The organism is Roseibium algicola, from assembly GCF_001999245.1.
Taxonomy (GTDB): Bacteria; Pseudomonadota; Alphaproteobacteria; order Rhizobiales; family Stappiaceae; genus Roseibium; species Roseibium algicola.
Genome location: NZ_CP019630.1, coordinates 3433883 through 3446964, shown reverse-complemented (window position 1 = coordinate 3446964; position 13082 = coordinate 3433883). Strand labels below are relative to the sequence as shown.

Sequence of the window (13082 nt, the reverse complement as noted above, 5' to 3'; positions counted from 1 at the left end):
TCACGACGGCGAAATCTGTCATGTTCGCGCCGCTTGGAATAGGACAGGTATGCTGTCCCAATTATCGCCATGCCCAAAACGGCCCGGACAGGGCGCAGGACAAAAAGGCATCGGTGATAGCCAGGCTGACCACTGGGCGGATCCGGGGAGGATCCGCAAGGAAGCGAGACGGAACGTTTCGGCAGCGGAGGACCGCTGCGTCAATGCGGCGGTTTGCTTTGATAAACGGCCGTGGTTAATACAACAACAGAGCCGGGGCAGGAAAGCCAGGGTTCGCCGGACCGCATTCTTGATGGAATGCGACCCGAACGGAACCGGACGCTCCCAGCCACGGCGGCACTGGGGTCAACAGTGAGGGCGCACATGACGAAGATAGAGCTGACGACGAGCACAGCCATGCAAGCTGGGAGCGTGGACATGAAGACCACCGCAACCGCTACACTTGCGGAACGACTGAGCACGGCCGCCGACAAAGGGCTCTATAATCCGTCGCGCGAACACGACGCCTGCGGTGTCGGCTTTGTCGCCCACATGAAAGGCGAGAAGTCCCACAAGATTATTGCCGACGGTCTGCAGGTTCTTGAAAACCTCACGCACCGCGGCGCGGTTGGTGCCGACCCGTTGATGGGCGATGGCGCAGGCATGCTGGTGCAGATCCCGCACGCGTTCTTTGCAGAAGAACTCGCGAACGCCGGCACACCGCTTCCCGATGCCGGTGAATATGGTGTCGGTTTCATCTTCATGCCGCAGGATGATGAGCTGCGCGCCAAGTGCGAAGCCATCGTCGAGCGTGTCATTGAAGACGAAGGCAAGGAACTGATTGGCTGGCGTGACGTGCCCGTCGACAATTCATCGCTTTCCAAGGCACCTGACATCGCTGCCACCGAACCGGTTTCCCGTCAGGTCTTCATCCGCAAGACCGGCGGTGAGGCAGATGCCTTCGAACGCCGCCTTTATGTACTGCGCAAGGTCATCTCGAACCGTGTGCGTGCCGAAACCGATGCGGTTTCGAAAGGCTTTTATATCGTTTCAATGTCCAGCCGGACCATTGTCTACAAAGGCATGTTCCTCGCCTATCAGCTTGGTGCCTATTACGCCGACCTGAAGGACGAGCGCTTTTCGTCGGCCCTGGCCCTTGTCCACCAGCGTTTTTCCACCAACACGTTCCCGTCCTGGGATCTGTCGCACCCCTACAGGATGGTTGCGCACAACGGTGAGATCAACACGCTGCGCGGCAACGTCAACTGGATGGCGGCGCGTCAGGCGTCCGTATCGTCGGCGCTGCTCGGCGACGACATCTCCAAGCTCTGGCCGATTTCCTATGAAGGCCAGTCGGACACAGCCTGCTTCGACAACGCCCTCGAGTTCCTGGTCATGGGTGGTTATTCGCTCGCCCATGCGGCCATGATGCTGATCCCGGAAGCCTGGGCCGGCAACCCGCTGATGGACGACAACCGTCGTGCCTTCTACGAATACCACGCGGCCCTGATGGAGCCGTGGGACGGCCCGGCAGCCGTTGCCTTCACCGATGGCCGCCAGATCGGCGCAACGCTGGACCGGAACGGCCTGCGTCCTGCCCGCTACATCGTTACTGACGACGACTTCGTCATCATGTCTTCCGAGGTTGGCGTCCTGCCGGTCGAAGAAGAGCGCATTGTCCAGAAATGGCGTCTGCAGCCGGGCAAGATGCTGCTGATCGACATGGACGAAGGCCGGATCGTTTCCGACGACGAAATCAAGCGGCAGCTTTCCACGGCCAACCCGTACAAGGACTGGCTGCACCGGTCCCAGATCGTACTGGAAGACCTTCCGGGCGTGCGCCAGCGCGCGCCGGTAGCCGGCGAAAGCCTTCTCGACCGCCAGCAGGCCTTCGGCTACACGGAAGAAGACATCAAGCTTCTGATGACGCCGATGGCAACCGTCGGCCAGGAAGCCATCGGCTCCATGGGCACGGACACGCCGATTTCAGCGCTCTCCGACAAGTCCAAGCTGCTTTACACCTACTTCAAGCAGAACTTCGCTCAGGTCACCAACCCGCCGATCGACCCGATCCGCGAGGAGCTGGTGATGAGCCTTGTCTCCTTCATCGGCCCGCGTCCGAACATCTTCGACCTTGAAGGCCTGTCGACCTCCAAGCGCCTGGAAGTGCGCCAGCCGATCCTCACCAATGAGGACCTTGAGAAGATCCGCGCCATCGGCGACATCGCCGACAACCAGTTCTCCGCCAAGACGCTGGACATCACCTACAATTCCGAAAAAGGCGCTGTCGGTATGGAAGGCGCTCTCGACGAATTGTGCGAGCGCGCAGAAAAAGCGGTTCTGGACGGATACAACATCATCATCCTGTCCGATCGCCTGATCAGCCGCTCACGCATCGCGATCCCGGCGCTGCTGGCAACCGCTGCCGTGCACCATCACCTCATCCGCAAGGGTCTGAGAACCTCTGTTGGCCTGGTGGTGGAAACCGGTGAAGCGCGCGAAGTCCACCATTTCTGTGTTCTGGCCGGCTATGGCGCGGAAGCGATCAACCCTTATCTCGCGTTTGAAACGCTGCTTTCCATGCACATGGAAATGGACTTCCCGGAGGAAGTCGATCAGGACGAAGTCGTCTATCGCTACATCAAGTCCATCGACAAGGGCATCCTCAAGGTCATGTCCAAGATGGGCATTTCGACCTACCAGTCCTATTGCGGCGCGCAGATTTTCGACGCTGTCGGTCTCGGCTCGTCCTTCGTGAAGAAGTACTTCTTCGGCACGGCAACCATGATCGAAGGCATCGGCCTTGCCGAAGTCGCCGATGAAACCGTTCTGCGCCACGAGCAGGCCTTCGGCGACGTCGCCATCCTGCGCCGCTCGCTGGAAGTTGGCGGTGAATACGCTTACCGGACTCGCGGTGAAAGCCATATGTGGACCCCGGACTCCGTCGCGCTGCTGCAGCATGCAGTGCGCGCGAAGCTCCCGGACACCTATCGCGCCTTCGCCAAGGAAGTGAACGAAAAGAGCGGACGCTACGCGATCCGCGGCCTGTTCCGGATCAAGTCCGCGGACGAAATCGGCCGCTCGCCGATCGCGCTCGACCAGGTGGAACCCGCAGAAGCCATCGTCAAGCGCTTCGTCACCGGCGCCATGTCCTTCGGCTCGATTTCGCGTGAAGCTCACACGACCCTGGCAATCGCCATGAACCAGATCGGCGGCAAGTCGAACACCGGTGAAGGCGGCGAGGAGCCGGAGCGCTTCAATCCGTTGCCGGACGGCTCGTCCAACCCGCAGCGCTCCGCCATCAAGCAGGTTGCTTCCGGCCGCTTCGGCGTGACCACGGAATATCTGGTCAACTCCGACATGATCCAGATTAAGGTCGCCCAGGGTGCAAAGCCCGGCGAAGGCGGCCAGTTGCCGGGTCACAAGGTGGATGCGGTTATCGCCAAGGTGCGTCACTCGACCCCGGGCGTCGGCCTGATTTCGCCCCCGCCGCACCATGACATCTACTCCATCGAAGATCTGGCGCAGCTGATCTACGACCTGAAAAACGTCAACCCGGAAGCCGATATCTCGGTCAAGCTGGTGTCGGAAGTGGGGGTCGGAACGGTTGCTGCCGGCGTTGCCAAGGCACGCGCAGACCACATCACGATTTCCGGTTACGACGGCGGTACCGGTGCATCACCGCTGACCTCGATCAAACACGCCGGCTCTCCCTGGGAAATCGGCCTTGCTGAAACCCAGCAGACCCTGGTGCTGAACGGACTGCGCTCGCGCATCGCCCTTCAGGTCGACGGCGGCATCCGCACAGGCCGGGACGTCATCATCGGTGCGCTTCTTGGTGCCGACGAATTCGGCTTCTCGACCGCTCCGCTGATTGCCGCGGGCTGCCTGATGATGCGCAAGTGCCATCTCAACACCTGCCCGGTCGGCATCGCGACCCAGGACCCGGTCCTGCGCAAGCGCTTCAAGGGCACCCCGGAACACGTCATCAACTACTTCTTCTTCGTCGCCGAAGAAGTGCGCGAGCTGATGGCCAACCTCGGCTTCAAAACGATGGAAGACATGATTGGCCGGTCCGACTTCCTCGACAAGGAAGCCGCGATCGATCACTGGAAGGCCAAGGGTCTCGATTTCTCCCGTATTTTCTTCCAGCCGGAAGCAAAACCGGAAGAGACCCGCTGGACGACGCGTCAGGATCACCCGATCCACGACATCCTGGACCGTCGCCTGATTGCCGCTTCCAAGCCGGCCCTGGACAGCAAGGAACCGACAATTGTCGACGAGACGATCTGTTCCGTCGACCGGTCGGTTGGTGCCATGCTCTCCGGTGAAATCGCCAAGCGGTACGGCAACAAGGGCCTGAAACACCCCGACACCCTGAAGATCAATCTGAAGGGTACGGCAGGCCAGGCGTTCGGCGCCTTCGTCGCCCGCGGCGTCACCATTGATCTTGTCGGCGATGCCAACGACTATGTCGGCAAGGGTCTTGCCGGTGGCAAGCTGATCGTCCGCCCACCGGAGAACACCCGGATCGTGCCGGAAAACTCGATCATTGTCGGCAACACGGTGCTCTACGGCGCAACCGAAGGTGAATGCTACTTCCGCGGTGTTGCCGGGGAACGCTTTGCAGTTCGCAACTCCGGCGCTGTTGCCGTTGTCGAAGGCGTGGGTGACCACGGCTGCGAATACATGACCGGCGGCGTCGTCGTCGTGATCGGCCAGACCGGACGCAACTTCGCGGCCGGCATGTCCGGCGGCATTGCCTATGTGCTCGATGAAGACGGCACATTCGGCTCCCGCTGCAACCTGGCCATGGTCGAACTGGAACCGGTGACCGAAGAAGACGATCTTCTGGAGAAGCTGCACCACCATGGTGGCGATATCGAGCACAAGGGCCGCGTGGACCTTTCCTGCGACATGACCCGCCATGACGATGAGCGCCTGCGCCAGATGCTGACGAAACATCTGGAACTGACCGGCTCGACAAAGGCCGAGGCAATCCTCGACAACTGGACCCAGTACCGGCCCAAGTTCGTCAAGGTGATGCCGGTCGAATACCGCCGGGCCCTGCGCGAAATGGAAGAGCAGCGCCTCGGCATGGTCGCCGCCGAATAATCCGGCCAAACGCACGAACTGGCTCTCGGCCGCATGACGCGGCCGATTGCAGCCACCCTGGACAGACGCATGAAATTTTGAGGAGGTCGCCTTGGGCAAGGTAACCGGTTTTATGGAAATCGATCGGCAGGAACAGAAGTATCAGCCTGCCTCTGACCGTATTCGCCATTTCCGCGAGTTCACCATTCCGCTGAACGACCAGGACGTCACCAATCAGGCGGCCCGCTGCATGGATTGCGGCATTCCGTTCTGCCATGGCCCGACCGGCTGTCCGGTCAACAACCAGATCCCGGACTGGAACGATCTGGTCTACCAGGGCGACTGGGACTACGCGCTCAAGAACCTGCATTCCACCAACAACTTCCCCGAGTTCACCGGGCGCATCTGCCCGGCTCCTTGCGAGGAAGCCTGCACGCTGAACCTGGAAGACATTCCGGTCAACATCAAGAGCGTGGAACAGGCGATTGCCGACAAGGGTTGGGAAGAAGGCTGGATCGTACCGGAGCTGTCGGCAACCAAGACCGGCAAGGCAGTGGCGATCATCGGCTCCGGCCCCGCAGGCATGGCGGCCGCCCAGCAGCTCGCCCGCGCTGGTCACACCGTGCATGTCTATGAACGTGAGCCGAAGGCCGGTGGCCTGCTGCGCTATGGCATTCCCGACTTCAAGATGGAAAAGCACTACATCGACCGCCGCGTGAAGCAGATGGAAGCTGAAGGCGTGACGTTCCATTACGGCGTCAATGTCGGCGTAACCGTTGCCCTGGAAGAACTGGCCGAGCGTCATGACGCGGTTATCCTGTGCGCAGGTGCCGAACGTCCGCGTGATCCGGGTGTCTCCGGCATGGAACTGGAAGGCTGCCATTGGGCGATGCCTTACCTGGTCCAGCAGAACCGCCGGGTCGGCGGTGAGCCGGAAGGCGACGAGGCCCCGATCTGGGCCGGTGGCAAGCATGTCGTCGTCATCGGCGGCGGCGACACCGCATCCGACTGTGTCGGCACCGCATTCCGTCAGGGAGCCCTGTCGGTGACGCAGCTCGACATCCGCCCGATCCCGCCGCTGAAGGAAGACAAGCTGGCGATCTGGCCGTACTGGCCGACCAAGTTCCGCACCTCGTCGTCGCAGGCTGAAGGCGCTGAACGTGAGTTCTCCGCAGCAACACTTGCCCTAGTCGGCGAAGACGGCAAGGTTACCGGCGTCAAATGCGCCCGCGTGGATGAAAAACGCCGCCCGATCGAAGGCACCGAATTCATCCTGCGCGCCGACCTCGTTCTGGCGGCTATCGGCTTCTCCGGCCCGCTGCTGGAAACCTACATCGCCGAAGCCGGCGACAAGCTGGAGCTGGATGGCCGCACCAACGTCAAGGCCAACACCGACGATTACAAGACCAGCCTGGACAAGGTCTATGCTGCCGGCGACGTGCGCAAGGGTCAGTCCCTGGTTGTCTGGGCGATCCGCGAAGGCCGTCAGGCAGCGCGCGCTGTTGACGAGTTCCTGACCGGCTCGACCGACCTGCCGCGCTGAACTCTTCATCCGGAAATGAAAAAACCCCGCCGGCAAACGCCTGCGGGGTTTTGTGTTTTTCAAACCTATTTCAAAGGCTCATTGCGATCCCGGGCGCACAGTCACAGAAACGCGGCCTTGCGCATCCTGGCTGGCTGTTGAGCTCAAGCTCTCACGCAAATCGGCGCTCGTCGGGGCAAACACTTCCTCAACAGCGGCAGCCGGCGCAGATACCGCTACGGCAGGCATCCTTGGATCGTCCACACGTCCCTGCATGGGTGGCAAGGGCTCGCCTTTGACAAAGAAACGATAGGTCCTGCTGGCCGAATTGATCTCTTCTTCATCCTCACCACCCAGAAGCAGTGCTTCCGGCGACGTCGTACGTCCGGTCAGGACGATGAAGTTCGGATCATCCTCCACGCCTTCGAAAGCTAGCCCGCCATAGCCTCCGAGCAGGCGGGACAGTTCGCGTTCCACGAAGAATGCGACTTTCCGATAGCCTGCCCATGTGAAATCGATCTTGTCGTTCGTGCGCAGACGCGTGTTCTTGCCGTCAACATCTGGTCCGTAAGAGGAAAAGCTGCCGTCTTCAGCCAGGAAGATATCCCATATGTCGACATAGCGGACCCGTCTGTCCTCTGACGCGCCCTGGAAGATCGAGTTGAGCTGCGTGAAATCCGCGTTTACCAGTTCGTCGCCCGTGGGCGGCAGGCCGGCCCACACAAGCGGTTTCTTTTCCTGTCGCACCACACGCACAAGCCCGTCGACCTTCCTGCGGTAGCTCTCCAGCCACTCTGCAGTCATGAATTCAACGGGCGGTTCACCGGAAAAGGATTTACCCAGGTCCTGCCGGCCGATCATCACCACAACGGCCTGAACGTCCGCCCCCCGGATCCTGGAAACCACCTGCGTCGCCCAGTCCGGCGAACCTTCCCCGACAAAGCCTTCCTTGTCCTCGGTAATGGCTTCGACACGGATCTGTGGTTTTTGCGCGAGTGTGTATTTCAAACCGTCGGCGACACCGCGTGCCATGCGGTCCCCAACGACCAGGATCAGGCCGGCATTGGGGTCCTTTTCGAGAACGTCGAATTTGGGCGGTGCACCCGCGGGCCGGGAAACCCGCGGCTTCTGCTGTGTCTTTTGTGGCTGCTTTCTGCGCTTCTCGCCCCCACCGCCAAATAGCCGCTGCAATGGAGCAAACGGATTGAACCCCCGGAAGGGCCCGTTCTGCGCAACCACGATTTCACCGCGTTGCGCGTCCTGTGCGGCAGAGATTCCGGCAGAGCAGGCAACAAGTGCAAGGCCAAGGGATACGACAACCCGAAGCGAGGCGGCGCGTGTCCCCTTCCCTTCCCGTTGCCGTGTCTGAACTCTCACGCTGTGCTCCTGCTGCAGCTGCACTGCGCCCAGTTTAGCCGTCCAGCTTCAGGCGTGCCAGCAAAACAATGGATGCATAACCGTCGGGAACCATCCCACGTGAGCGCTGGTAGGCTCGGATACCCTTTCGGGTAGCAGGTCCGATCCTGCCGTCCGCCGTACCGACAGAAAATCCACGCTGGTTCAAAAGCGCCTGCAATTCCGCGGTTTCAGAGCGATTGAGCGGAAGGTGCTCGCGCGACCAGTCGCCCTCGATCGGTCCGCCGCCAATGATCCGGTCGGCAAGATGGCCGACGGCAAGCGCATAAGCAGTCGCGTTGTTGTAACGCTTGATCACGTAGAAGTTCTTCAGCATCAGGAACGCCGGTCCGCTTGCTCCGGCAGGCAGAACCAGGATGGCGTTGTCGGACGGCCGCGGAAAATCCTTGCCGTTTGACCGGCGAATTCCGTATCGCCCCCATTCGCCTAGCGTCAGCGTCTTTTCGCCGTCGGCCATGTGATAGTCGAACCCGCTGGGCAGGGCTACCTCGTATCCCCAGGTCTTGCCTGTCTGCCAGCCGTGCTTTTGCAGATAGGCAGCGGTTGAGGCGAGTGCATCGGGTATGGACGTCCAGATATCCCGGCGGCCGTCACCGTCATAGTCGGCGGCATAGGCCTTCCAGCTAGAGGGCATGAACTGGGTGTGCCCCATGGCGCCGGCCCAGGAACCTTCCATGTCCTGAAAACGCACATGACCTGCCTGGACGATCGCCAGCGCGGTAACAAGTTCCTTTTCCCAGAAGCTCTTCCGGCGCGGCGCCGCATAGGCCAGCGTCGCCAGTGCCTGGATCACGTTATGACGCCCCATGAAGCCGCCATAGTTGGTTTCCATGCCCCAGATCGCCAGGACGGCTTCACGATCGACGCCGTAGCGGTTTTCGATGACCGCAAGAACCTGGCTGTACTCCTTCAGCATCTCGCGGCCTTTTTCGACCCGCGTGTCTGAAACGGCGCTATCGAGATAATCCCAGATCGGTTTCACGAACTCGGATTGCTTGCTCATCAGGCGCAAGGTGTCATCGTCCGGCTGCATGCCAGTGAAGACCGCGTTGTAGGTCTGGGAAGAAATGCCGGCTGCCTTGGCCGTCGGCCAGAAGCCGGAAACGAACTGGCTGAACCCCTGATCGGCCTGTGCCGGCACAGAAACGGCCAGCAAAGTGCCCGTCGCCGCGGCAGTCAAAAGCAGCCGGCGCCCGAGGGTTCTCAGTCTTCCTGAAAAGGGCAATATGGTTTTCACGTTCGCAGTCAGCTGCGCAAGGTTCCGCATCAGGGCCTCCTCGATGCCCAGGTCCGTAAGTTTCTGCCCCCGCCCCATGAATGATGTTGATTTGGTTACCGTGACGTTAATGCCGCAATCTAAACCCGGCTTCAACAGCGTTTTCGGAATAGTCGTTCCCCTGCTGGGAACTGTCGAAACGACGATGGGTATAATCCGCCGTCACCGCAATGTTCTTCGTCACAGCGAAGGTCAGACCACCAAACCCTGTCAGGGTACGCTCTTCGATCGAAACACCTTCATAGGTCCGGTAACTGTAACCGACACCGGTCTCGCCCACCAGACGATCACTGAAGGCATGAGCGAGGCGCAGGTCGCCGGAGTAGATGATCGAACCGCTGGCACCGTCGATATCGGTTGCCTCGAAGGAGGTGCCAAGACCAGCGGTAACCGTCGTCAGGCGGCTTGGCGACCAGACCAGGGAGGCGTCGGCGATCAGGCCTGACAGGTTTTCAAGCCTCTCATCCTCAATGTCCTCGATCCGCCACCCCGCACCGAGTTCCCCGGTCAGTTTGGGGCCGGATGCGATGGTGACACCACCCATGACCTGATAGCCATTGGCATTTCGTTTTTCGCACAAGGCGTCGCTACAGGTATCGTCATAGCGCCGCAGAAGCAGCGCCCCCTCAACGAACGGGGAAAACACGCTGCCGGTATTGCCGTCCAGCCGCAGGCTGGCGGAGTAGAGCGTGTTGTTACGTCCGGATTCCGAGCCGCTTTCCGACGTATAGAAATTCCGGTCGACGCCGAGCGAAGCTGTTGCGGCAACGATGCCGACTGCGCGCGTACCACTGAGGCTTCCCGAAAGTTCGTGATCGTAGTCGGTCCCGGAAGCCGATTCTGCGCTGCCGTCGTCCTCCTGGCTGAGCGTGTAGGCTATACTGGTCGTGACCTGTGTCGCTTCGCTGATATCGAGCCGCAGGTTTGCCGCCGCAAAGACGTTCGCCTCGTTGTCGTCGGTATCACCGGGATATCCGGTGAAGGAACCTCGCAGCGACGTGTCCAGCTGATGGCGTGACCAGTTCGAGGTCAGCGAAACATCGGGTGAAATCCGGTAGAACTTGCCAGAGGTTCCATCTGCCGCCTGTGACCGGTTATCGGTCCAACCTGTCGACACGGTCAGTTGGGGCGTCAGCGTGAAGGACCCGAGCCGGATCCCTTGTGCCGCATCGAAGGTCGTATCTCCGCCAAAAACGCTGTCGTCGATACCGCTGTCCGATAGAGGAACCGCCCTGTCGACAGCTGCAATCCTGTCGGCAAATGGCCTGACAGGAGTGGCTCTGCCATTGGTTCCAAGGCCGCTCGATCCGGTTTCCGCCGTTGCCGAATTCAGTGTCGAACGAAGGGAAAAGACATTTGCCTGCGTAGGATTTCGGTCTGCCGCCTGGGCTGCCTGATCGGAAGGGTCTGCTGATTCTTGCGCCCCGCCTGGGTCGTCCGATCCACGCAAATCGTCAAGCGTCGTTTGTGCAGCCGCGGAAACGGCCTGCAAAACGGCAAGAAAAGTGATCAGAGGCAGAAAGCTGCGCATGAATTCCGGGACCAGTCGACGTGGAATGTCCGGTCCAACCTGACGAATGATGGTTAATCCTTCGTTTCTTTTTCGCAATTTGGAAGGTTACACAAAGTTACATAAAGTCACCTGATCTAATGCATTTAATAGATCACGGGTTCTTGATCCCCGTCGGCGACTGGCATAGAGCTAGGCGATCCTAAATAAAAAAAGAATTATGTTCATGACCACCGTTCTGCGCGACCCGGTTTCCGAAGAAAATACAGACATGACGTCCCTGTGCCTCGTCTCCGCAGAGCGGACCCTGGAAACGGAAATTGCCGGCCTGAGTGCCGTTCGCGCAGCGCTGAAGAACGGACTTGCCATCCCGTTCCAGAAGACCTTCGATCTCATTCAAAAGAGCAAGGGACGCGTTGTCATCACCGGCATCGGCAAGAGTGGTCATATCGGCACCAAGATCGCAGCAAGCCTTGCGTCAACGGGAACGCCGTCTTTCTTCGTTCATGCCAGTGAAGCCAGTCACGGCGACCTGGGCATGATCACCGAAGACGACGTCGTGATCGCCCTGTCCTGGTCGGGTGAAACCCAGGAACTGGCAGGCATCGTCAGCTACACCCGTCGCTTCAAGGTGCCCTTGATCGCGATCACCTCGCGCAAGGACAGCACCCTCGGCCGTGCAGCTGATATCGTCATGAACCTGCCTGCTGTCACCGAGGCCTGCCCGCATGGCCTCGCCCCGACAACCTCCGCCCTCATTCAGCTGGCCGTCGGTGATGCACTCGCTGTGGCTCTTCTGGAAGGACGTGGGTTTACCGCGCAGGACTTCCGCGTATTCCACCCGGGCGGCCGCCTGGGCGCCAGCCTGAAAACGGCCAAGGACATCATGCACACTGGCGAACGCATGCCGCTGGTGTCCGCAAACACCTCGATGAGCGAAGGCATCGTCCTGATGACCCAGCGCGGTTTCGGTGTGCTGGGTGTCGTCGACGAGCTGAAACAGTTGATCGGCATCATCACCGACGGTGACTTGCGCCGCCATGTTTCGTCAAATCTCCTGGCAAAATCTGCCGGTGAAATCATGACGCGTGCTCCAAAGACCGTTTCTCCGGACACATTGTCGGCTTCAATTCTTGAATTGGCCAACAGCCTGTCGATCACCTCCGTGTTCGTGATCGAGGACGGTCGCCCCGTCGGCATTGTCCATCTGCACGATCTTCTTCGCATCGGCGCAGCCTGATCTTTCACCGAAGCAGGCAATATTGCCTCACAGGGTCGAAAAAGTTTCTTTTCCGACCCGCAAGTGGCGCGTCATTAGGATTTGATTAGCCATAAGCCTCTTACACTGCCCCGAAGTTTCATCGGCTTGACGCCGCAGACCTTGGTGTGTGTACAGAATGGATCTGGCGACATTAATCGGCATTGTGGGTGCCTTTGGCATCGTGACGACCGCTATTTTTCTTGGTGGCAGTTTCGGTCAGTTTATTGACGTGCCGTCGGTCCTCATCGTGGTCGGCGGCGGTCTCGCCGCCACGCTGATCCGCTTCCAGCTTACCGACATCGCCACTGCTTTCGTCACAGGCTTCAAGGTTGCGCTTGCGGGCAAGAACGCAAGCCCTCGCGACCTGATTACCGAAATCAGCAACCTGGGTGAAATCGTCCGCAAGTCCGGCCCGCTTGGCCTGGAGAACGTGGACGTCTCCGATCCGGTCCTTGCCAAGGGTGTGCAATATATTGCGGACGGCTATGAGCTGGAATTCATCAAGGAATCGATGGAACGCGAGCGCGACCTGCAACTTTCCCGGCTCGCGGAAGGCAAGCGCGTTTTCAAGGCACTTGGCGATTCTGCTCCCGCCTTCGGCATGATCGGGACGCTGGTCGGCCTGGTGCAGATGCTTGCCAACATGGACGACCCTGCGGCAATCGGCCCTTCCATGGCTGTCGCCCTTCTGACGACCCTTTACGGCGCGTTGATCTCCAACATCCTTTGTCTGCCACTGGTGGACAAGCTGGATGCGAAATTCGACGTCGACGATCTCAACCAGACGCTGATCATCGACGGTGTTTGCCAGATCCGCGAATCCAAGAGCCCGGCCTTGATCAAGGAAATGCTGATTGCATACCTGCCGGACAAATTGCGCGCCGAACTGGCGGACGCGGCCTAGAGCAGGAAGCGTTCAGATGAACCCGGGCAGATTGTTCGCCAACCCTGGAAGCGATTGGTAAGGGCTCAATCGCAATCGATCGTACCAAGTCTGATCCGGAACTGACAAAAGAGCGACCAC

Annotated in this window: 7 protein-coding genes; 4 read left to right on the top strand and 3 right to left on the bottom strand. The window is 60.0% G+C overall.

Annotation, left to right across the window (positions count from 1 at the left end):
• Nucleotides 1-417 precede the first annotated feature (417 nt).
• Both gltB and B0E33_RS15975 read left to right on the top strand, forming a co-directional pair.
• Nucleotides 418-5094, top strand: a complete 4677-nt coding sequence (gene gltB / locus B0E33_RS15980; protein ID WP_206051371.1) for a glutamate synthase large subunit — start codon at nt 418-420, stop codon at nt 5092-5094.
• Between the two features lie 91 nt (nt 5095-5185).
• Nucleotides 5186-6616, top strand: coding sequence for a glutamate synthase subunit beta (locus B0E33_RS15975; protein WP_031270545.1), 1431 nt, complete (start codon nt 5186-5188; stop codon nt 6614-6616).
• A gap of 78 nt (nt 6617-6694) precedes the next feature.
• Here the strand turns inward: B0E33_RS15975 and B0E33_RS15970 are convergent, their stop codons facing one another.
• The 3 genes from B0E33_RS15970 to B0E33_RS15960 all read right to left on the bottom strand — a co-directional run bounded on the left by B0E33_RS15970 (nt 6695) and on the right by B0E33_RS15960 (nt 10818).
• Nucleotides 6695-7972 carry an SGNH/GDSL hydrolase family protein gene (locus tag B0E33_RS15970; protein WP_077293375.1) on the bottom strand — a complete coding sequence of 426 codons (1278 nt, stop codon included), beginning with the start codon at nt 7970-7972 and terminating at the stop codon, nt 6695-6697.
• 34 nt (nt 7973-8006) lie between these two features.
• On the bottom strand, nt 8007-9278 hold the full coding sequence (locus B0E33_RS15965) for a lytic murein transglycosylase (RefSeq protein WP_051990118.1): 1272 nt from the start codon (nt 9276-9278) through the stop codon (nt 8007-8009).
• Nucleotides 9279-9354: 76 nt separating this feature from the next.
• On the bottom strand, nt 9355-10818 hold the full coding sequence (locus B0E33_RS15960) for an outer membrane beta-barrel protein (protein ID WP_077291734.1): 1464 nt from the start codon (nt 10816-10818) through the stop codon (nt 9355-9357).
• A gap of 205 nt (nt 10819-11023) precedes the next feature.
• Here B0E33_RS15960 and B0E33_RS15955 point away from each other — a divergent pair, with 205 nt between their 5' ends.
• Nucleotides 11024-12037 carry a KpsF/GutQ family sugar-phosphate isomerase gene (locus B0E33_RS15955; protein WP_023003569.1) on the top strand — a complete coding sequence of 338 codons (1014 nt, stop codon included), beginning with the start codon at nt 11024-11026 and terminating at the stop codon, nt 12035-12037.
• A gap of 157 nt (nt 12038-12194) precedes the next feature.
• Nucleotides 12195-12962 (top strand): motility protein A, encoded by a 768-nt coding sequence (locus B0E33_RS15950; protein ID WP_023003571.1) that lies wholly within the window; start codon nt 12195-12197, stop codon nt 12960-12962.
• The last annotated feature ends 120 nt before the right edge of the window (nt 12963-13082 follow it).